Below are 21,941 nucleotides of genomic sequence, written 5' to 3' on the forward strand. Positions count from 1 at the left end.
AAAAAATACGGCTTCAGTGGCAAAGGGCATTTGACGCAAACAGATCGTTGGGAATGTTTTCGAGCATTTGAATGTGGCATTGTTTTAATAGAAAAGAGAGGAAGAGGGAATGAAGATCTTAAGGGACTGGCAAGCAAAACATCAAGCGAAAAAAGAAACAAAAAAACAGGCATTACGGTTAAAAAATGCCAAGCTTCGTGCAGCGGGGAAAGAGCCGTTGAAGGGCTGGGGGAAAATGGTTGATACTGGCATCGGCGGGGCGAACAAAGCAAACCCCATCGATACAAAAGTGTTTTTGGGGGAAAATCAAAAGCGGATCGCAGATGAAACGAAACGGAACAAACAATAAAGAAAACCTCTGCAACAGTTCCTTCGTCGGACTGTTGCAGAGGCTTTTTTAAATATTCAATACTTTGTCTAAGAAGTCTTTGGTACGCTCATGCTTAGGATTGGTAAAGATTTGCTCAGGTGTACCGTCTTCCAAGAAGTTCCCGCCGTCAATAAACATCACACGGTTTGCTACTTCTTTGGCAAACCCCATCTCGTGAGTAACGATCACCATGGTCATTCCTTGTTTTGCCAAATCCTTCATAACATTGAGTACATCGCCAACCATTTCTGGATCGAGTGCGGAGGTTGGTTCATCGAACAACATCACATCGGGATTCATTGCTAAAGCTCTAGCGATCGCCACCCGTTGTTTTTGTCCTCCAGACAGATTGTCAGGGTACATGTCTTTTTTATCTGCCAAACCGACCGTTTCTAATAAACGAATTGCGTTCTTTTCCGCTTCTTGCCGAGAAGCATTTTTTAGATCCATCGGTGCTAAAATGATATTTTCTAAAACCGACAAGTGAGGGAAGAGATTGAAATGCTGAAACACCATGCCGATATGTTGACGAACAGCATTGATATTGGTGTTTTTATCCATCAGATGTGCGCCGTCAACGATAATATCGCCGCTGGTTGGTTCTTCTAAGCGGTTCAAACAGCGTAAGAACGTCGATTTCCCAGAACCTGAAGGACCGATCACACAAACGACTTCTCCTTCAGCGATTGAAACATTGATATTATTCAATACGGTATTGTCGCCGTATTTTTTCACAAGATTTTCAACTAAGATTTTTTCTTTCATGCTATTTCACCTTCTTTTCTAAAACTTTTGCAAGTTTCGTTAAAGCTGTGATCACGACTAAGTAAATAATCGCGATGATCAAGTAAACATAGGTACTTTGCGTAGTCCGAGCAACGATGATTTTCCCAGTTTGCAATAATTCTACGACTCCGATAACCGAGATGATCGTTGTATCTTTCAACGAGATAACAAATTGGTTAACGAAAGATGGAATCATGATTTTGATCGCTTGCGGTAAAATGATTTTCTGCATTGTCCGAGTGTAGGTCATCCCCAAACTACGAGAGGCTTCCATCTGACCTTTTGGCACCGCATTGATCCCGCCACGGACGATCTCAGCGATATAGGCACTGGCATTTAAAGTCAATGTAATGACCCCGGCTGCAAAGTCGGGAATCGTGATACCAATGGCATCGGAAAGTCCGAAGAAGATGAAGAAAGCCAATACCATCATAGGAATACCACGAATGATATCAACATAGATCCCTGCAAAAACCCGCAATGCTTTGATTGGAGCAACACTAAATAGTCCAAAAATGATGCCGATCACTAATGCTAAGGCAAAAGAAATCAATGCTAGTAAAAGGGTATTCCATAAACCTTTTAATAAGACGTTATAGTTGTTGCTGATCAAACCAGTGATCGTTGATTCATCCACTCGTTTTTCTGTGGCAGAGCCATCTTCAATGTATTTATTGATGATTTGATCGTACTCGCCAGTCCGTTTCATTTCTTTCAATGCTTCATTGAACATTTGGATTAGTTCAGGATTTTGGCCTTTTTTCACCGCAAATCCGTACTGACCACCAGATTCTTTTTCAATCGGTGTCACTAGTTTTTGACCTTGGCTGATGGCATAACCAATCACTGGATAATCATCCATCATGGCATCGATTTGCCCACCGTTAACAGCCGCATATAATTGATCGGCAGCATCATAATATTTGATCGAATAGCCATATTTCTCTTCGTTGGCGATCAAGAAGTCTGCACTTTCTGTTCCCACTTTCGCACCAACGGTTTTTCCATCTAAATCTTCATAGGAATTGATGGAATCATTGCCTTCTTTTACAGCGATCTGAATGCCGCTTTCAAAGTAAGAGTCAGAGAAGTCATAGGATTGACGACGCTCATCAGTGATTGTCATCCCAGCGATCATCCCATCTGCTTGGTTACCATCCAAGGCTTGCAAAGCTCCGGAAAAACCGATGAAATTGAATTCGATGTTGAACCCTTGCAATTCTGCCGCTCGGTTCATTAAATCAACATCGATCCCTACATACTCATTGTCTTCATTTTGGAATTCAAATGGAGCGAAGGCGGAGTCACTAGCAATTCGGTAAACATCTTTCTTTGGTTCGACTTTCACCATTTCACTAGTGTCTGCATCTGTATCAGACGTTGTGATGTAAGTATTGACGATTTCGTCGTATTTGCCGGAAGCTTTCATATTGGCTAAACCAGCATTGAATTTTTCAAGTAGTTCTTGGTTTTGGCCTTTTCTGACGGCAAATCCGTAAGAAGCACCTTTTTCAGGTTCGCCGACAAGTTTCATCGGTTCGCCATTGTTGATAGCATAGCCAAGCACTGGATAATCATCAAAAGCGGCTGCCACAGTACCATTGCGTACAGCGCCATATAGTCCAGTAGCGTCATCATATAATTTGATGTCGTAGCCATATTGGTCTTTATTGCTTTCTAGAAAGCGAGCACTTTCGGTACCAACCTTTGCACCGACCGTTTCGCCTTCAAGATCCTCGTAGCTAGTAATACTGTCATTGTCAGCAGCTACTGCCATTTGAATCCCACTATCAAAATAAGGATCTGAGAAATCAAACGTTTCTTTACGTTCATCTGTGATGCTCATCCCAGCAATCATGCCATCTAACTGATTTGATTGCACGCCTTGAATGGAGGCGTCAAAACCTAAAGGACGTAAATCAACTGCAAAACCTTGATCTTCAGCGATCGCGTTTAATAAATCTATATCGATCCCAACGTATTCATTATTTTCATTTTGGAATTCGAAAGGAGCAAATGTTAAATCTGTTCCTATCTTATACGTAGTTTCCTCCGCACTTGCTGACTTTACTGATAGCGTAAAAATGCTGATAATCAGCGCGATTAAAGCGAAGGACATGTGTTTTCTTTTCAAGAAAATTCCCCCTTTAGATATAACGTATTTATAGATTATATGGATTTTTTCTTCAACACACAAGTCTTTCTCTTTAAAAATATGACAAAATCGTTTAAACCTCACATCAGATGTTAGAAAATCAAACATGTTAAGTTATGCTTAATCGCATGAAACTTTCATAGCAAATGATGGCGAAAGTATGTTCGCTATGATATACTTATTTATGGAAAAGCGGCAGCGAGTTTTTCTTTTTTTGTTGTCGTTTAGAATAATCGAGGGGGAATGAAGATGATCGAAAGAACAACTTCCCATGAATTTGACTTAGTATCAAAATATCAACCAGCTGGGGATCAACCAGAAGCGATCCATCAATTGGTTGACGGGGTGGTCGGTGGAAAAAAAGCACAGATTTTGTTAGGAGCCACTGGGACCGGTAAGACTTATACGATTTCTAATCTAATCAAGGAAGTCAATAAACCGACATTGATCATTGCCCATAATAAAACACTGGCTGGACAATTATATGGCGAGTTCAAGGACTTCTTCCCAAATAATGCAGTCGAGTACTTTGTCAGTTACTATGATTACTATCAACCAGAAGCGTATGTTCCTTCCAGTGATACATACATCGAAAAAGACTCCAGTGTCAACGATGAAATCGATAAGCTCCGTCACTCGGCGACAAGTTCTTTATTAGAGAGAAACGATGTGATTGTTGTAGCTTCTGTCTCTTGTATTTTCGGTTTAGGTTCGCCGATCGAGTATGCCAGACAGGTTGTTTCTTTACGAGTAGGGATGGAAAAGTCTCGCGATCAACTATTAAAAGAATTGATCGAGATCCAATTTGAACGAAACGACATCGATTTTCAACGGGGGCGTTTTCGCGTACGTGGCGATGTTGTGGAGATTTTCCCAGCTTCTCGTGATGAGCGAGCGTTACGCATTGAGTTTTTTGGCGATGAAATCGATCGGATTCGTGAAGTCGATGCCTTGACGGGCGAGATCATGAGTGACACCGAACATGTGTCGATCTTTCCGGCAACTCACTTTGTGACCAATGAAGACCATATGGAACATGCGATCGCTTCGATCCAAAGTGAACTCGATGAACGACTGAAAGTTTTGCGAGCAGAAAATAAGCTGCTGGAAGCACAGCGTTTAGAGCAGCGAACCAACTATGATATTGAAATGATGCGAGAAATGGGGTATACCTCAGGAATCGAAAACTACTCTCGCCACATGGATGGACGAAAAGAAGGCGAACCGCCTTATACGTTATTAGATTTCTTTCCTGATGACTTTCTGATCGTTATTGATGAATCCCACGTGACCATGCCGCAAGTTCGTGGGATGTATAATGGTGACCGTGCTAGAAAACAAATGTTAGTGGATTATGGCTTCCGTTTGCCTTCTGCACTGGATAACCGTCCGTTACGCTTGGAAGAATTTGAGAAGCATGTCAACCAAATCGTCTATGTTTCAGCAACACCTGGACCATATGAATACGATCAAACCGATACCGTCATTCAACAAATCATTCGTCCGACTGGTCTGTTAGATCCGGTGATCGAAGTACGACCGATTATGGGTCAAATTGACGACCTCGTAGGAGAAATCAATGAGCGAGTCGAGCGAAATGAACGGGTCTTTGTCACGACCTTGACGAAAAAAATGTCTGAAGATTTGACGGATTACTTCAAAGAATTAGGGATCAAAGTCAAATACCTGCACAGTGACATCAAAACATTGGAACGAACAGAGATCATTCGCGACCTGCGTCTCGGTGAATTTGATGTACTGGTCGGAATCAACTTATTGCGAGAAGGGTTAGACGTCCCAGAAGTTTCCCTGGTTGCGATCCTTGATGCCGATAAGGAAGGCTTCTTGCGCAGCGAGCGTTCATTAGTCCAAACCATCGGACGAGCAGCTCGTAACTCAGAAGGAAAAGTAATCATGTACGCCGATAAAATGACCGATTCGATGCAGCGAGCGATCGACGAAACAGCGCGACGCCGAAGTATTCAAGAAGCCTATAACGAAGAACATGGAATCGTACCGAAAACCATCATCAAAGAGATTCGCGATCTGATCGCAATCACGAAAGTGGCGGAAGAAACTGGCGAATACACCACGACTTCTTATGAAGAGCTGAGTCGTGAAGAAAAAGCAACCTTGTTGTTGAAATTAGAAAAAGAAATGAAAGATGCTGCGAAAGCACTGGATTTTGAAACGGCTGCTACCTTGAGAGATACTATTCTTGAGCTAAAAGCTGCTGATTAGAAGGAGAAACAATATGGCAAATGATAAAATCGTGATCCATGGGGCACGGGCCCATAATTTAAAAAATATCGATGTGACGATTCCCAGAGACCAGCTCGTTGTTGTAACTGGTCTTTCGGGTTCAGGGAAAAGCTCCTTAGCATTTGATACGTTGTATGCCGAAGGACAGCGCCGATATGTCGAAAGTCTATCGGCGTATGCCCGTCAGTTTTTAGGGCAAATGGATAAACCCGACGTAGATAGCATTGATGGACTAAGTCCAGCGATTTCTATCGATCAAAAAACCACCAGCAAGAACCCGCGATCAACAGTGGGGACGGTTACTGAAATCAATGATTATCTGCGGCTTCTTTACGCCAGAATCGGTCACCCAATCTGTCCCAATGATCATATTGAGATTACTAGTCAGTCGGTTGAGCAGATGGTGGATGAAGTTTTGGCATTACCAGAACGCACCAAGATCCAATTGTTGGCACCTATCGTTTATCAAAAGAAAGGGCAGCACAAAAAAGTCTTCGAACGTATCCAAAGAGAAGGTTATGTTCGGATGCGGGTGGATGGCGAAGTCTATGATGTCTCCGAAGCGCCTGAATTAGAAAAAAATAAAAAGCATGATATTGCCATCATCATTGACCGAATCGTTGTAAAGGAAGGCATCCGTTCTCGTCTGTTTGATTCCTTTGAAGCGGCATTACGTTTAGCTGATGGCTATGCGGTAGTCGATGTGATTGGTCAAGAAGAGATGCTTTTCAGTGAACATTATTCTTGTCCGTATTGTGGCTTTACAGTTGGTGAATTAGAACCACGGCTCTTTTCATTCAATGCGCCTTTTGGTGCTTGTCCAGACTGTGATGGTCTTGGTGTGAAGCTAGAAGTCGATGTCGACCTAGTGATTCCCGATCAAAGCAAAACGTTGCGTGAAGGCGCACTATTACCTTGGAACCCAATCAGTTCACAGTACTATCCGCAAATGCTGGAACAAGCCTGTCAAGAGTTCAATATCGATATGGACACACCCTTTGAAGAGCTGCCAGAAGAACACAAAGACATTATTTTGAATGGTTCGAATGGCGAAATTTTCCATTTCCATTATGAGAATGATTTCGGTGGCGTGCGTGATGTTGAGGTAGCTTTTGAAGGAATCTTACCAAATATTAAGCGCCGTTATCATGAAACCAACTCTGATTTCACCCGTGATCAAATGCGTTTGTATATGACGGAATTGACTTGTAAAACTTGTCATGGCTATCGTTTGAACCCTCAAGCGCTGTGCGTGCAAGTCAACGGAAAACACATTGGTGAAATGAGCGAGATGGCAATCAACAATGCGTTGAACTTTGTCGAAGAATTGAAACTATCGGAACAAGAGCAAATGATCGCACGTCCGATCGTGAAAGAAGTCGATGATCGTTTAAGCTTCTTGAAAAATGTCGGATTGGACTATTTGACCTTGAGTCGTGCATCAGGCACACTCTCTGGTGGGGAAGCGCAACGGATTCGTTTGGCAACACAAATCGGCTCCAATTTGTCTGGGGTGCTTTACATTCTTGATGAGCCATCGATCGGTCTTCACCAACGGGATAACGATCGCTTACTAGATTCATTGCGGAAAATGCGTGATCTTGGGAATACCCTGATCGTCGTTGAGCATGACGAAGACACGATGCGGGCAGCGGACTACTTGATCGATGTCGGTCCAGGTGCAGGACACGCAGGTGGCGAGATCGTCGCTGCAGGCACTCCTGATGAAGTCGCAGCCAATGCGTCTTCCTTAACAGGTCAGTACTTATCAGGAAAACGACAAATCCCGACACCAACGGAACGCCGCAAAGGCAATGGTGAAAAGATTCGTGTGACCGGTGCTTCTGAGAATAACTTGAAAAACATTTCGGTCGATTTTCCATTAGGAAAGTTCGTCGCCGTTACTGGGGTCTCTGGCTCTGGTAAATCGACATTAGTCAACGAAATTTTGAAAAAAGCCTTGGCGCAAAAAATCAATCGGAATTCGAACAAGCCTGGTCGCTTTAAAACCATTACTGGTTATGAAGCTATTGAGAAATTGATCGATATCGATCAAAGCCCTATCGGTCGGACGCCTCGAAGCAATCCAGCAACGTATACCAGTGTCTTTGATGACATTCGCGATTTATTTGCTAAAACCAATGAGGCGAAAGTCCGTGGTTATAAAAAAGGCCGCTTTAGTTTTAATGTAAAAGGTGGACGCTGTGAAGCATGTAAAGGGGACGGAATCATCAAGATCGAGATGCACTTCTTACCTGATGTCTACGTACCTTGTGAGGTTTGTCATGGCAAACGTTATAACTCAGAAACGTTAGAAGTTCATTACAAAGGAAAAAATATTTCGGAAATCTTAGATATGACCGTGGAAGATGCAGTGGAATTTTTCCAACATATTCCTAAAATCCATCGAAAATTGCAAACGATCGTCGATGTCGGTCTAGGTTATGTCACGATGGGACAACCAGCGACTACTTTGTCTGGTGGGGAAGCGCAACGGATGAAGCTTGCCAGTGAACTGCACAAAAATTCCAATGGTAAGAGTTTTTATATCTTAGATGAACCAACGACTGGTCTGCATACGGATGATATTGCCCGTTTGTTGAAAGTTTTGGAACGATTTGTCGACGCTGGCAATACCGTTTTAGTGATCGAACACAACTTGGATGTCATCAAATCAGCGGACCATGTGATTGATCTAGGTCCAGAAGGTGGCGAAGGCGGTGGAACGATCATTGCAACTGGTACACCAGAAGAAATTGCTGCGGTTTCTGAAAGCTACACCGGTCATTATTTGAAAAAAGTCCTTTAAGCAAGGAAAAGAGCACTCACTTTTTTACTTGTCTGTCAATAGGTTTCGCTAAAGTTTAAGGAAGCGTGAAATATCTGCAAATTTCATGATAAGGGCTTGAAATCAAAATTTTATTTGATAGAATAGCAATAGGTATACGTATATTCGCATTGAATAAACTGCCTATAAGTTCTATCCGTTCAAAGTGGGAGAAAGCAATCAAAGATAGATACTTTGATTGCTTTTTTCTTTGTGGTATTATAATTCTATTGTAATTAAACGAAACGAGAGAGGTCGTTTTTCGTATTCAAAAGAGAGAGTGATTTTTGATGAGTCAGGAAAATTTTCTTCCCATATTATTAGGAAGCGATATGAATGTTTATGGTATGGCCAGAGCATTCCACGAAGCATATGGCATTCAATCAGTTGCTTATGCTGGTGCGGAACTTGCGCCAACCCGCTTTAGTAAAATTGTTACAATCAATCAAGTGGAAGGTTTTGACCATGATCCAGGATTCACTGAGACGTTGATCAAGTTAGGAAAAAATACTTACAACGATCCTGCCATGAAATATTTATTGATTCCCTGCGGCGATGGCTATGCAGAACTGTTAGCGAAGCATAAAGAAGAATTGAAGCCTTATTATACCTTTATTGCCAATGACTATTCCTTATTAAAACGGTTGATCAATAAAGTCAGTTTTTACGAAGTTTGCGAGGAATATGGCTTGCCTTATCCTAAGACCTTCATTTTAACACCTGAACTGTTGACGGAAGGAACGTTCAAAGGAGAGCTGCCTTTTGATTTTCCTGTGGCTTTGAAACCAGCAAATAGTGTCGCGTGGCTGTCAGTTGATTTTGAAGGGCGCAAAAAAGCCTTCATTATCGACAATCGAACAGAATTTGAAGAAATCGTTTCTCGCATTTATCAAGCGGGTTATCAATATGAAATGATCGTCCAAGATTTTATTCCTGGCGATGACAGCAACATGCGGGTCTTAAATGCCTATGTTGATGAGAATCACGAAGTTCGCGTGATGGGCTTAGGTCATCCTTTGTTAGAGGATCCAACGCCTGGAGCGGTTGGGAATTATGTCGTGATCATTCCAGATGAAAATGATCAAATCTATCAAATGATCCGTAAGTTTTTAAAAGAGATCGAATATGTTGGATTTGCCAATTTTGACTTGAAATATGATGCGCGAGACGGTCAATATAAATTATTTGAAATCAACTTGCGTCAAGGAAGAAGCAGTTTCTTTATTACCTTAAGCGGATTGAATCTGGCGAAGTTCATCACAGAGGATTTAGTCTTCGAAAAACCTTACACAGAAACGGTTTATGGCAAAGCTGACGCGCCTGAAGCGAAATTATGGCTAGGGGTACCAAAAAACATTTTCTTGACTTATGCAAAAGAAAATCCTGCGAAAGAACGCGCAAAAAAATTATTAGTAGAGAATCGCTGGGGAACGACTGTCTTTTACAAAGAAGACTTATCTCTAAAGCGTTGGATTCTATTAAAGAGAATGTTCCATCTGTACAACAAACGATTCAAAACGTATTTCCATACGAAAGAAGGCTAGAAGATGGAGAATTTTTTTAGTATTTTAGGCGGCATGGGAACGTTAGCGACGGAAAGTTTTGTCCGCATTTTAAACCGACGGACACAGACCCATAAAGACCAAGATTACTTGAACTATGTTTTATTCAATCATGCGACAGTCCCAGATCGGACGGCATATATTTTAGACAACACGTTAGAAAACCCTGTTCCATATTTAATGGACGACATCGAAAAACAAAATTTGTTAAACCCAAATTTTATTGTGTTGACTTGTAACACTGCCCATTATTTTTTTGATGAGCTGCAAGCTGCCACTGAGATCGAGATTTTGCATATGCCTCGTGAGGCTGCGAAAATCGTTTTTGAAAAAGGCGTCACTGGAAAAGTGGCCTTTCTTGGGACAGAAGGCAGTGTCAAAGCTGGCATCTATGAAAAAGAATTGCGGAAGTTCGGACTTGACGTCTATCTTCCAGAGCCGACGATCCAAAAAAAGGTCAATACATTGATCTATGATCGAATCAAAGAAAATGATCATTTGGATCAAGAACTTTACTTTGAGATACTGGAAGAAGTCACCGAACGTATCGGCTGTGAAAGCGTAGTGCTTGGATGTACCGAGTTGTCCTTGATGGATGAATTTGTGACTGATAATCCGTATCCAGTCGTCGATGCCCAATCGATTTTAGTTGATCGGACGATCGAAAAAGCATTGGCAAATCGCCAAGCAATCTAAAGCTGATAGCGACGTTAGCGGCATTTTTTGAGCTAACGTCTTTTTTTATGCCGGTGTTCCAATGATACGCCCGGCATGATATAATAGAGTTGTTTCAGAAAGGAGTTTTACCTATGACTGAAGTGGATCATTTAGAATTGGTCATTATTACTGGGATGAGCGGAGCCGGCAAAACGGTCGCGATCCAGAGTTTTGAAGATATGGGGTACTTTTGTATCGATAATATGCCCCCAAGCTTGATCCCTAAATTTTGGGAACTGATCAAAGAATCAGGAAAAGTGACAAAAATTGCCTTAGTTGTCGATCTGCGTTCAAGATCGTTTTTTGAAGAAATCCAAAGTATGCTGATCGATATTGAAAACACGAATTTTATCGACACACGGATGCTCTTTTTAGATGCATCGGACAATGAATTGGTGTCAAGATACAAAGAAACGAGAAGAGCACATCCATTAGCGATGGATGGCTTAGTTACGGAAGGCATTCGCAAAGAGCGAGCGATCTTAAACGATTTGAAGACGCGTGCCAGTATTGTTATCGACACAACGACGCTGACCCCACGGCAATTGAGAGAAAAAATCAATCAAGAATTTCGTGCTTCTCATGAGACAGGGTTTCGTATTGAAATACTTTCGTTTGGCTTCAAGTATGGCTTGCCGATCGATGCTGATATTGTGATGGATGTTCGTTTCTTACCGAATCCCCATTACATTCCAGAGTTGCGTCCTTTAACGGGTAAAGATGAACCCGTGTATGAGTACGTCATGTCTTTTCCAGAAACGGAAGAATTCTATCAGCAATTTAGTACACTGTTGCAAACGATCATGCCAGGCTATGTCAAGGAAGGCAAAAGCAGCTTGACGGTGGCTATCGGCTGTACTGGGGGCCAACACCGTTCAGTTGCATTATCTGAGCGCATCGGTGCGGTTTTGGCAGAAGACTATCGCGTCAATATTACTCATCGCGACAAAGATAAGCGTAAAGAGACGGTGAATCGTTCATGAAAATGAAAACGTACCGGATCAGAAAGCCGAAGATCGTTGTGGTAGGTGGCGGAACTGGGTTACCAGTCATCCTGAAGAGCTTGCGGAATCAGGGTGTCGACATCACAGCGATCGTTACGGTCGCTGATGATGGCGGTAGCAGCGGAGAGATTCGCAATTTGGTTTCCTCTATCTCGCCACCGGGGGATCTGCGCAATGTTTTGGCGGCTCTATCTGATATGCCGCAACTGTATAATGATATTTTTCAATACCGTTTTAAAGCCGAAGACAAATTTTTAGCCAATCATGCCCTGGGGAACTTGATAATTGCGGCGATTGCTGAAATGCGCAGCAGTACCTATGAAGCCATTCAAATTTTGTCAAAAATCATGCATATCGATGGACGAGTTTATCCTTCGTCAGATCTGCCATTGGTGTTGCACGCTGTTTTTAAAGACGGCACCGAAGCGGTAGGAGAGTCCAAGATCGCGGTTGATCGCAAAACGATCGATCGGGTCTTTGTTCGTAATCAAGAAAATAATGATGAGCCGAAAGCAGCTCGTAAAGTTGTTTCTTCAATTATGGAGGCAGATATGATCGTCTTGGGTCCTGGTAGTCTCTTTACTAGTATTTTGCCCAATCTCATGATTAGCGAGATCGGCCAAGCAATGTTGGAAACACAAGCTGAAACGGTTTATATTTGTAATATCATGACCCAAAAAGGTGAAACTGAACACTTTAGTGATGCCGACCATGTGCGGGTCCTGCATAAGCATTTAGGCAAACCCTTTATTGATACGGTGTTAGTCAACACCGAGAAAGTTCCAGAAGGGTATATGGACCCAGAGATTTATGATGAATATCTTGTACAAGTGAAACACGATTTCCAAGGACTGCGAGAAGAAGCCAGCCGTGTCATTTCAGCTGACTTTCTGGAGCTTAGAGATGGCGGAGTTTTTCATGACGGAGATAAAGTGATTGAAGAACTTCTACGTATCGTTTACGGGGCCAAAATCTAAGAAAGGAGGGATTTTTTTATGTCCTTTGCAGCAGAAGTAAAAAAAGAATTGACCGCATTAGAAGTTCATCGCGAACATGCCAAGGCAGAATTGGCCGCTTTGATTCGGATGAATGGGTCATTAAGTATCAACAACCAACAATTTGTTTTAAACGTTCAAACAGAAAACGCGGCGATCGCCAGACGCATCTATTCGTTACTAAAAGATCATTACGACGTGCGCAGCGAATTGCTGGTCCGTCGTAAAATGAAATTAAAAAAGAACAACGTTTACATCGTTCGTTTGAAGCAAGATACACAGCGCGTGCTTTTGGACTTAGATATCATGGACGGGCTGATGTTTCAAAGCCATGTTTCTGATGAGATCATGGGCAATACTCAAAAAATGCGTTCCTATTTACGAGGCGCTTTCATGGCATCTGGGTCCATCAACAATCCAGAAACCAGCCGCTATCATTTAGAGATCTATTCCATCTACGAGGAGCATAACCAAGATATTTGCGATATGCTAAACGCATATGGATTGAATGCCCGTGCATTAGAACGCAGAAATGGGTATATCTCTTACTTGAAAGGCGCTGAGAAAATCGCTGATTTTTTGACACTGATCGGTGCCACCAATTCCATGCTGAAATTCGAGGACGTGCGAATCGTGCGTGATATGCGTAACTCAGTCAACCGTTTGGTGAATTGCGAAACCGCCAATATGAACAAAACGATCGACGCTGCTTCGAAGCAGATCGACAATATCGAATTTATTCAAGATCGAGTTGGCTTGCAAGCTTTACCTGAAAAGCTGCAAGAAATCGCCGAATTACGTTTGGAACATCCCGAGGTCAGCTTGAAAGAGCTAGGAGAAATGATTCCATCAGGAGCGATCTCGAAATCAGGAATCAATCATCGCATTCGCAAAATCAATGAATTTGCGGATCATTTGCGTGAACAAGTCAGTTAATCTAAGTAGTGAATGAAATCAAAAAAGCAGGAGCTTGCATTTGACATGGATTTTAGTGTCAAATCAGCTCCTGTTTTTTGTTAGAGGTTATTCATTGATCAATGCAGTTAATTCCTCAGCAGAGATCGATTCATCAAAAATGTGCCCATCTAAGATAATCGTTGGCACAAATTGAATGTTGGCGTTTTTCGCTTCTTCCACAATTTCTCCTGCGATCGCAGGATGGTTTTGTTCAGATAGCCCTAAAGTATTTTTCGCATATTCTGCCACTTCAGGTAAAGATAAATGCCCCCATTCGTCTTGTGTTTGATAAATTTTTGTGATCTCAGCGATCGTTACCTGAGGATCTGTACTGGAAACAAAGCGGTGCATCACATTGCCTCGTTGCAATGATTCTTTTTCTTTGTCGAATAATTTGATGACACGGCGTAGTTTCCCAGCTGCGACAGCTTCACTTAAGATCGGTAACGATTCCTCAAACCATTGCCGACAATAAGGACAGCGCAAATTCATAAATTCGACGATCGGTTTAGCGGAAGGGTCTCCGATATGTATCCCTGTTACCGCATTTGTTTCCTGTGCTTTGATGATTGAAATATCCATTAAGATTCCTCCTTTTTCTTTTAGTTTACCGAAGTTTCTACTGAAAGAAAAGCCTCAGGTCTTTTGATTTAAGTCTGTGAAAAGAGGAGGAGAATGAGATAAATACTATGTATTTCGTTTCACGAAATTAAGAAAAATCCCCTGACTGTGCTTTTATATTCCTTAATTTTCAGCTATAATGAATTGTGTTTTATTGTGCAAAATGATGATTAAAGGAAGTTATATAGATGAGAAAAAGAAAAACAATGGATGGCAATACGGCAGCTGCCTATATTTCCTATGCCTTTACGGAACTTGCGGCGATCTATCCGATAACCCCTAGTTCAACCATGGCTGAATTAGTGGATCAGTGGTCTGCTCAAGGAAAGCATAATCTTTTTGGGCAGCCGGTGAAAGTGGTTGAAATGCAATCTGAAGCAGGGGCGGCCGGTGTGGTTCACGGCTCATTAAAAACGGGCGCCTTAACGACGACCTATACGGCATCCCAGGGACTTTTATTAATGGTACCAAATATGTACAAGATTGCTGGGGAAATGCTGCCAGGCGTCTTTCATGTCGCCAGCCGAGCAGTGACCACCAATGCTTTGAATATTTTTGGAGATCATACCGATGTAATGGCCACCCGACAAACAGGCTTTGCTATGTTAGCGGAAAGCAGTGTCCAAGAAGTAATGGATTTAGCGCCAGTCGCTCATTTAGCAGCTATCGAAGCCAATATCCCATTTTTAAATTTTTTTGATGGGTTTCGAACCAGTCATGAGATTCAAAAAATAGAGGTCTTAGATTATGAGGAATTGGCACAGTTGGTCAATCATGAAAAATTGACTGCCTTTCGACAAAAAGCCATGAACCCGAATCACCCGACGACGAGTGGAACGAATCAAAATCCTGATATCCATTTTCAACAGCGGGAAACGATCAATCAGCATTATCAAACATTGCCTGAGATCGTTCGTTTTTACATGAAAAAAATCAATGCTTTAAGAGGAACCAACTATGATTTAGTGGATTATTATGGTGCTTCGGACGCCGAAGAAGTCATCGTTTCGATGGGGTCCTCAACGCAAACGATCCAGCAGACGGTGGATCATTTATGCGCTTCAGGCCGCAAGGCGGGGGTCTTGTCGATCCATTTGTATCGACCATTCCCACTAGAAGTCTTCTTAGAAAAACTGCCTGCTACCGTTAAAAGTATCGCTGTATTGGATCGCAGCAAAGAACCTGGTGCCAATGGCGAGTCTTTGCTTTTGGATGTGCAAAGTGCCATGTATGATGCAGCGATTCGGCCGACGATCATTGGTGGACGCTATGGTCTTGGGTCAAAAGATGTGACACCTGATCAAATCGTTGCCGTTTATGACGAATTGCTCAAGCCAAAAGCGAGCCAAAAGAAACGCTTCACCATTGGGATCACGGATGATGTGACGCAAATGTCGTTGCCATCAAAGGGCACGCTAGATCTAACTGATCCATCCACCTTCCAAGCGAAATTCTGGGGATTCGGCTCTGACGGGACCGTCGGGGCAAATAAGTCAGCAATCAAAATCATCGGTGACCATACCGAAAAATATGTACAAGGCTATTTCCATTATGATTCGAAAAAATCTGGTGGTCTAACGGTTTCCCATCTGCGATTTGGGGATACCCCCATTCGTTCTACCTATCTGATCGAACACGCAGATTTCGTTGCATGTCATACGCCTGCGTATTTGCATACGTATGATTTGCTGAAAGGACTCAAAAAAGGCGGAACCTTTTTATTAAATACGACCTGGTCACAAGAGCAAATCTTAAAAAATCTACCAAAGAAAATGAAACGTTATCTTGCTGAAAACGAGATTCGCTTTTATACCATCAATGCCATGCAGTTGGCAATGGAAGTCGGCTTAGGTGGGCGGATCAATACCGCGATGGAAACAGCCTTCTTTTACTTGGCAAACATCATTCCGACCGAGGAAATCTTGCCGATTTTAAAAGAAGAGGCGCTGAAAAGTTATCGGCACAAATCGATGGCGATCGTTGAAAAGAACCAAGCAGCCATCGATCGCACCATCGAATTATTACAAGAAATCCCTGTTCCAAGCAAGTGGGCAACGATCGAAGTACCGAAGAGGACATCCACTGCTACAACACAATTTGTGCGGGAAATCGTGGAACCCATCAACCGTCAAGAAGGCAACCAACTAAGCGTGGGTACCCTCGTACGAAATCAAATGACTGAAGGGGTGATCCCTGTCGGGACAACAGCGGTTGAGAAGCGGGGCATCGCTGTTGAAGTGCCCGAGTGGCTATCAGATCGCTGTACCATGTGCAATGAGTGTGCTTTTGTCTGTCCTCATGCGGCGATCCGTCCGTTTTTGGCAGATGAAGATGAATTAACCGAAGCGCCTGAAGGCTTTATCGTCAGAGAGATGCGAGGCGCGAATGGGCAAAAATATCGAATTCAAGTTTCCGTTGAAGATTGTACAGGTTGCGGCCTTTGTGTGGAAGCATGTCCCGCCAAAGGGAAAGCTTTGACGATGCGTCCTTACGAAGAACAAAAAGAACAAGCTTTAAATTGGGCTTTTGCGATGACTTTACGTCAAAAAGAAAATCCAGCAAAACCAGGAACTGTTTTGGGCTCTCAATTCAATAAACCTTTGTTGGAGTTCTCTGGTGCTTGTGCGGGCTGTGGGGAAACCCCCTATGTGAAACTATTGACCCAAATGTTTGGTGATCGCATGATGATCGCCAATGCGACCGGCTGCTCTTCGATTTGGGGTGGAACCTCACCAGTATCTCCTTATACAACCAATCACTTAGGACAAGGGCCAGCTTGGTCAAACTCGTTGTTTGAAGACAATGCCGAATATGGCTATGGCATGTTCTTAGCCAACCAAACCCGACGGGAGAAATTAGCGGCCCAGCTGCAGTCGTTGAAAGCCAATGTATCAGAAGAATTGCAGGCTTTGATTGATGATTGGGACCTTCATCGAGAAGAAAGTGCTGGGACGCAACAGCGAGCAGCAAAATTGATCGCCGCCTTAGAAGCTGAAGCTGCCACAACACCTCAGCTGAACAAAATCTTGCAGGAGAAAGATTTGTTTGTTAAGCCAAGCCAATGGATGATAGGCGGTGACGGCTGGGCATATGATATTGGGTTTGGCGGTATCGATCATGTTCTCGCTTCTGGTGCAGACGTCAATATTCTCGTGTTAGATAATGAAGTCTATTCTAATACAGGGGGGCAAGTCTCTAAAGCGACACCGACTTCGGCCATTGCTAAATTCGCTGCGAGTGGCAAGTTTGTTTCCAAAAAAGATTTAGGAATGATGGCGATGACCTACGGACATGTCTATGTCGCACAAATCGCATCTGGTGCCAATCAAATGCAAACGATCAAAGCCTTTGAAGAAGCCGAGCGGTTCCCAGGACCGTCAATCATCATTGCCTATACGCCATGCATCACCCACGGTCTTGCAGGCGGAATGCGTCAATCCTTGAAAGAAGCACAAGAAGCAGTTGCATCGGGGTATTGGAGTCTCTACCGCTATAACCCGCTGTTGACAGAAAAAGGGAAACAGCCAATGACACTCGACTTCAAAAAGCCAGCATTTGATCAAATGCCTGCCTTTATGCAGACACAAGTTCGATTTGCATCCTTGCAGTCTGCCAATCCGAATGCGGCGCAAGCATTGTTTGAAAAAACCGTTTCAGATGCGAAAACTCGTTTCTACAACTATGCCCGCTTAGCAGGTCAAGAAGAAAAAATACGAGCAAAGCTTGAAAAAAAGGTAAGTACTGATGCAGAACAACCAACGGCAGTAAAAACGGAGCGTGTACGAAGAGAAAAACGGCCGTTAAGCGAAGAACAGCTCGCTGAAAGAGCAGCACGGCGTGCAGCGCGCGCAAAGCGCCGTCAGCAAGAGTAATCGCTCGCTGAGGAATGACCCTGAAAAACGGTTTGACCCGTTTTTCAGGGTCATTTGTTGTTTTTCCTAAGAAATGAGTGCAAGAAGCTCGTTTAGATGAAATCTTCTAAGACCTTTGACAAACAATGATTTCAGGATAATGGTAAACTAAGTAAAAGAGCTGTTTATTTTTTCAAAACTTTTTCATAAATTTGTTTTTTTTCAAATCTTTGAAGAGGTCCTATGTTATACTATTATCTGAAGTCTTAAGAATAAAGGAAGGCTGTTTATGTTGATAAATTTCAGGGATTTTTTTAATTTAGATTATTGGAGAGAATTGCTCTCATTTGATATATTTTCTTGGTCATTTTTAGTAAATGTTTTAGATGTGATCGTTGTTTGGTACTTGGTTTATAAGCTGATCCAGCTTGTGCGAGGAACAAAAGCGATCCAGTTGTTTAAAGGCGTCGGCCTATTCATTGTTCTAAGGTTTTTGGCAGGTATCGTAGGATTAAAGACGCTATCTTGGTTGATGGATCAAGTCATCACATATGGGGTGATCGCCGCGATTGTTATTTTCCAACCAGAAATTCGACGAGGGCTGGAGCATCTTGGCCGTAGCTCTTTCTTCAAGACTTCTAAGAATGAAAAACGACGGGATGAAGTGTTGGTCCAAGCGTTGGACAAAGCTGTTCAATATATGGCAAAACGAAAAATTGGTGCATTGATCACGATCGAACGGACGACGGGGTTAGAAGAATATATTGAAACGGGGATTCCTTTAGATGCGGACGTGACGGGCGAATTACTGATCAATATTTTTATTCCCAATACACCGCTACACGATGGTGCAGTCATCTTAAGAGATGATAAGATCGCTGTTGCTAGTGCCTACTTACCACTGTCAGAAAGTCCGTTGATTCCCAAAGAATTTGGGACGCGCCATCGAGCGGCTGTCGGGATTTCAGAAGTTAGTGATGCGTTGACCATTATCGTCTCAGAGGAGACGGGAGACGTCAGTATTACCCTGAATAATCGGATGCTTACTGAGCTTTCGCGACAAGAGTATCTCGACGTGTTGAATCGCGAATTAGTGCCAGAAGAAAAGCCTGGTAAACGCAACTTGCTGCAATCTTTCTTTGAAGGGGTTAACAAAGGAGGAAGAAAATGATCAAGAAAGAACGTCGTCAAAACGTATTTTATGGTATACTAGCGCTGTTCTTTAGTCTGGTTCTGTTTTTCATCGCCAGCGGATCAAGCCTGCAAGTCAACCTTGCAGGAACTTCAAATCCTTATGAGGAAGAGATCGATAATGTACCGATTCAGACCACCTATGACACAGATGAATACTTTATCCAAGGATTTGAAACAACAGTAGACGTGACTTTGTCTAGTCGAAATCGGGTGCAATTGAATGCTGAACGTAGCGAGGAAACGCGGAGCTTTCGAGTAGTGGCTGATTTGACTGGACTTGATGAAGGAACCCATGAGGTCCCTTTAGAAGTGAAAAATCTTAGCTCAAGTGTGACAGCCGAAATCGAACCCAAAACCGTCACTGTGACGATCGAGAAAAAAGTCACCCAAACGTTTACCGTTGAGCCAGTCATCTCGACTGATGGAGCAACGGGTGGTTACGGCGTTGATTCAATGAGTGTTGAACCGCAAGAAGTAGAGATCACTACTGGCGACAAGACACTGGCAGAAATCGACCGAGTGGTAGCGATCGTGAATCCAGATGATATTACTGGCGATTCGATCACGGTGGATGGAACGATCGAGGCTTGGGATAGTGAAAACAATCCTTTAGCGATCATTCCTGAGCCAGATTCGGTCGATGTGGCATTGATGATGGAAGCACCAAGCAAAGAAATTGAATTGTTTGTCACTCAACAGGGGACAACACCAGATGGGATCTCTCATTACATCTACCGGATGAGTAGTATCAGTGCGGTGCTAACAGGACCACAAAGTATTTTGGATGAGACCCAGCAGATCGGTGTCCCAGTGGATGTTAGTGAGATCACAACCACGACCGAACGGACAGTAACGATTCCAGTACCAGAGGGAACAACGATCAATCCAACAGTAGTGACGATCCAAATCACTCCGGTTGCAGAAACAACTACTGAGAATGAATCAAACAATGATGGCGATGAAGCAACGAACAGTGCGGATTCTCAAGCCAATTCTTCGACAGTCGACACGACGCAAGAACAAACAGAGAATTCCGCAAGCAGCACGACGACAAGTAGTTCTTAGTCGTTTGACTGTAGAGAATGAATAAGAGAGGTTATTAAAATGGGAAAATATTTTGGTACTGATGGTGTTAGAGGAGAAGCAAACAAGGAGTTGACACCTGAATTAGCATTTAAATTAGGTCGTTATGGCGGCTATGTATTAAGTCAGCATGAAACTGGTGACCGCCGTCCCCGTGTTTTGGTGGGACGGGACACACGGATTTCTGGACAGATGCTAGAAAATGCATTGATCGCTGGACTATTATCTGTCGGGATCGAGGTATTCCAATTGGGTGTTATTTCTACACCGGGTGTTGCGTACTTGACGAAAGTGCAAAAAGCGAGTGCAGGTGTAATGATCTCTGCCTCTCACAATCCTGCACAAGACAATGGCATCAAGTTTTTCGGGAATGATGGCTTTAAATTAGTCGATGAACAAGAAACTGAAATTGAAGCATTACTTGATGCACCGGAAGATACACTTCCACGTCCTTCTGCCGATGGCTTAGGAACAGTGGATGAGTTTCCAGAAGGGTTGTTGAAATACTCTCAATTTCTACGTCAAACGATTCCTGATGATTTGGAAGGAATCACGGTGTGTGTTGATGCAGCAAATGGCGCAACAGCAACAAGTGTCAATCGTTTGTTTGCCGATCTAGAAACAGAATTCTTCACAATGGGGACGTCTCCAGACGGGTTGAACATTAATGATGGTGTGGGATCGACTCACCCTGAAGCGTTAGCTGAATTTGTCATTGAAAAAGGGGCGGATGCTGGTCTTGCGTTTGATGGAGATGGTGATCGGGTCATCGCAGTAGATGAACTAGGAAACATCGTTGATGGCGATAAAATCATGTATATCTGTGCGAAATATTTAGCGGAGCAAAAGCGCTTGAACCAAGGAACGATCGTGACAACAGTCATGAGCAATTTAGGGTTCCATAAAGCAGTGGAAGCAATTGGACTGAAAGATGTCATCACACAAGTCGGTGACCGCTATGTCGTCGAAGAAATGCGTAAAAACGATTATAATTTTGGTGGCGAGCAATCAGGTCACATGATTTTCTTGGATTTCAATACGACAGGTGACGGTTTGCTATCAGGAATTCAACTATTGAATATCATGAAACAAACGGGCAAGAAACTGTCGGAATTAGCAGGAGAGGTAACAATCTATCCACAAAAACTTGTCAACATTCGAGTGACAGATAAAAATGGCGCGATGGATGTTCCAGCTATCCGTAAAATCGTGGAAGAGACAGAAGCAGAAATGAACGGCGAAGGCCGTATTTTGGTTCGTCCTTCAGGAACAGAACCATTGCTTCGGGTGATGGCAGAAGCGCCAACCATTGAAAAAGTCGACTACTATGTTGAAAAAATCGCAGCGGTCGTTCGAGAGGAAATCGGTGCGGAATAAATGAAGAAGTAAGACGATCAAAGACATCCTTTGGTCGTCTTTTTTGTCTACTTACCAGCAAGAAGCCAACTTGCGAATTAGAGAAACTTGTCAACGATTTTGTCGGCAACGCTTAACAGAGGAGACGTAGCGGGCAAGCCTTGCGAAGGATAGTTGCTTTTAAAAGTCTTTTCGGATTTG

15 protein-coding genes are annotated in these 21,941 nt (G+C 43.0%); 12 read left to right on the forward strand and 3 right to left on the reverse strand.

The genetic code is table 11. The annotated features are described in order from the left end of the window. The first annotated feature begins 109 nt into the window (after nucleotides 1–109). Entirely contained in the window at nucleotides 110–349 is a 240-nt protein-coding gene (locus A5867_RS08875) for a hypothetical protein (RefSeq protein ID WP_015509602.1), read from the forward strand. Between the two features lie 48 nt (nucleotides 350–397). Here A5867_RS08875 and A5867_RS08880 read toward each other — a convergent pair whose 3' ends face one another. Further along, the gene (locus A5867_RS08880) at nucleotides 398–1,135 is read right to left on the reverse strand and encodes an amino acid ABC transporter ATP-binding protein (RefSeq protein ID WP_005225946.1); all 738 of its coding nucleotides are present in this window, start codon (nucleotides 1,133–1,135) and stop codon (nucleotides 398–400) included. 1 nt (nucleotide 1,136) lies between these two features. Further along, entirely contained in the window at nucleotides 1,137–3,290 is a 2,154-nt protein-coding gene (locus A5867_RS08885; protein ID WP_087627405.1) for an amino acid ABC transporter substrate-binding protein/permease, read from the reverse strand. Nucleotides 3,291–3,560: 270 nt separating this feature from the next. Here A5867_RS08885 and uvrB point away from each other — a divergent pair, with 270 nt between their 5' ends. From uvrB to whiA, 7 genes are all read left to right on the forward strand, one after another. Continuing rightward, nucleotides 3,561–5,552, forward strand: coding sequence for an excinuclease ABC subunit UvrB (gene uvrB / locus A5867_RS08890; protein ID WP_010748162.1), 1,992 nt, complete (start codon nucleotides 3,561–3,563; stop codon nucleotides 5,550–5,552). Between the two features lie 13 nt (nucleotides 5,553–5,565). Continuing rightward, complete coding sequence (uvrA, locus tag A5867_RS08895; RefSeq protein ID WP_005225949.1) at nucleotides 5,566–8,382, forward strand: excinuclease ABC subunit UvrA; 2,817 nt, start codon at nucleotides 5,566–5,568, stop codon at nucleotides 8,380–8,382. Nucleotides 8,383–8,690: 308 nt separating this feature from the next. Beyond that, nucleotides 8,691–9,944, forward strand: a complete 1,254-nt coding sequence (locus tag A5867_RS08900) for a carboxylate--amine ligase (protein ID WP_087627406.1) — start codon at nucleotides 8,691–8,693, stop codon at nucleotides 9,942–9,944. A gap of 3 nt (nucleotides 9,945–9,947) precedes the next feature. Continuing rightward, nucleotides 9,948–10,658, forward strand: coding sequence for an amino acid racemase (locus A5867_RS08905; protein WP_087627407.1), 711 nt, complete (start codon nucleotides 9,948–9,950; stop codon nucleotides 10,656–10,658). A 113-nt stretch (nucleotides 10,659–10,771) separates the two neighbouring features. Next, nucleotides 10,772–11,662 carry an RNase adapter RapZ gene (gene rapZ / locus A5867_RS08910; RefSeq protein ID WP_005225952.1) on the forward strand — a complete coding sequence of 297 codons (891 nt, stop codon included), beginning with the start codon at nucleotides 10,772–10,774 and terminating at the stop codon, nucleotides 11,660–11,662. Beyond that, nucleotides 11,659–12,660 (forward strand): YvcK family protein, encoded by a 1,002-nt coding sequence (locus A5867_RS08915; protein ID WP_010748165.1) that lies wholly within the window; start codon nucleotides 11,659–11,661, stop codon nucleotides 12,658–12,660. The genes rapZ and A5867_RS08915 overlap by 4 nt, the downstream gene beginning before the upstream one ends. 18 nt (nucleotides 12,661–12,678) lie before the next feature. Then, nucleotides 12,679–13,614 carry a DNA-binding protein WhiA gene (whiA, locus tag A5867_RS08920; protein WP_005225954.1) on the forward strand — a complete coding sequence of 312 codons (936 nt, stop codon included), beginning with the start codon at nucleotides 12,679–12,681 and terminating at the stop codon, nucleotides 13,612–13,614. A gap of 87 nt (nucleotides 13,615–13,701) precedes the next feature. Here the strand turns inward: whiA and A5867_RS08925 are convergent, their stop codons facing one another. After that, nucleotides 13,702–14,217, reverse strand: coding sequence for a DsbA family protein (locus A5867_RS08925; protein WP_087627408.1), 516 nt, complete (start codon nucleotides 14,215–14,217; stop codon nucleotides 13,702–13,704). Nucleotides 14,218–14,444: 227 nt separating this feature from the next. On the opposite strand from A5867_RS08925, the gene nifJ reads away from it, so the two are divergent. From nifJ to glmM, 4 genes are all read left to right on the forward strand, one after another. Next, nucleotides 14,445–18,128, forward strand: a complete 3,684-nt coding sequence (gene nifJ / locus A5867_RS08930) for a pyruvate:ferredoxin (flavodoxin) oxidoreductase (protein ID WP_087627409.1) — start codon at nucleotides 14,445–14,447, stop codon at nucleotides 18,126–18,128. 268 nt (nucleotides 18,129–18,396) lie between these two features. Beyond that, nucleotides 18,397–19,278 carry a diadenylate cyclase CdaA gene (gene cdaA, locus A5867_RS08935; protein WP_005235688.1) on the forward strand — a complete coding sequence of 294 codons (882 nt, stop codon included), beginning with the start codon at nucleotides 18,397–18,399 and terminating at the stop codon, nucleotides 19,276–19,278. Beyond that, nucleotides 19,275–20,366 carry a CdaR family protein gene (locus A5867_RS08940; RefSeq protein ID WP_087627410.1) on the forward strand — a complete coding sequence of 364 codons (1,092 nt, stop codon included), beginning with the start codon at nucleotides 19,275–19,277 and terminating at the stop codon, nucleotides 20,364–20,366. The genes cdaA and A5867_RS08940 overlap by 4 nt, the downstream gene beginning before the upstream one ends. A 39-nt stretch (nucleotides 20,367–20,405) precedes the next feature. Next, nucleotides 20,406–21,761, forward strand: a complete 1,356-nt coding sequence (gene glmM, locus A5867_RS08945; RefSeq protein ID WP_087627411.1) for a phosphoglucosamine mutase — start codon at nucleotides 20,406–20,408, stop codon at nucleotides 21,759–21,761. The last annotated feature ends 180 nt before the right edge of the window (nucleotides 21,762–21,941 follow it).

This window comes from Enterococcus sp. 6D12_DIV0197, from assembly GCF_002174385.1.
GTDB lineage: Bacteria > Bacillota > Bacilli > Lactobacillales > Enterococcaceae > Enterococcus_D > Enterococcus_D casseliflavus.

What these genes read in the sequence shown, in the direction of transcription:
- A5867_RS08875 (WP_015509602.1), top strand. Translation starts at nt 110, where the DNA reads ATGAAGATCTTAAGGGACTGGCAAGCAAAACATCAAGCGAAAAAAGAA.
- A5867_RS08880 (WP_005225946.1), bottom strand. Translation starts at nt 1,135, where the DNA reads ATGAAAGAAAAAATCTTAGTTGAAAATCTTGTGAAAAAATACGGCGAC.
- uvrB (WP_010748162.1), top strand. Translation starts at nt 3,561, where the DNA reads ATGATCGAAAGAACAACTTCCCATGAATTTGACTTAGTATCAAAATAT.
- uvrA (WP_005225949.1), top strand. Translation starts at nt 5,566, where the DNA reads ATGGCAAATGATAAAATCGTGATCCATGGGGCACGGGCCCATAATTTA.
- A5867_RS08900 (WP_087627406.1), top strand. Translation starts at nt 8,691, where the DNA reads ATGAGTCAGGAAAATTTTCTTCCCATATTATTAGGAAGCGATATGAAT.
- A5867_RS08905 (WP_087627407.1), top strand. Translation starts at nt 9,948, where the DNA reads ATGGAGAATTTTTTTAGTATTTTAGGCGGCATGGGAACGTTAGCGACG.
- rapZ (WP_005225952.1), top strand. Translation starts at nt 10,772, where the DNA reads ATGACTGAAGTGGATCATTTAGAATTGGTCATTATTACTGGGATGAGC.
- A5867_RS08915 (WP_010748165.1), top strand. Translation starts at nt 11,659, where the DNA reads ATGAAAATGAAAACGTACCGGATCAGAAAGCCGAAGATCGTTGTGGTA.
- whiA (WP_005225954.1), top strand. Translation starts at nt 12,679, where the DNA reads ATGTCCTTTGCAGCAGAAGTAAAAAAAGAATTGACCGCATTAGAAGTT.
- A5867_RS08925 (WP_087627408.1), bottom strand. Translation starts at nt 14,217, where the DNA reads ATGGATATTTCAATCATCAAAGCACAGGAAACAAATGCGGTAACAGGG.
- nifJ (WP_087627409.1), top strand. Translation starts at nt 14,445, where the DNA reads ATGAGAAAAAGAAAAACAATGGATGGCAATACGGCAGCTGCCTATATT.
- cdaA (WP_005235688.1), top strand. Translation starts at nt 18,397, where the DNA reads ATGTTGATAAATTTCAGGGATTTTTTTAATTTAGATTATTGGAGAGAA.
- A5867_RS08940 (WP_087627410.1), top strand. Translation starts at nt 19,275, where the DNA reads ATGATCAAGAAAGAACGTCGTCAAAACGTATTTTATGGTATACTAGCG.
- glmM (WP_087627411.1), top strand. Translation starts at nt 20,406, where the DNA reads ATGGGAAAATATTTTGGTACTGATGGTGTTAGAGGAGAAGCAAACAAG.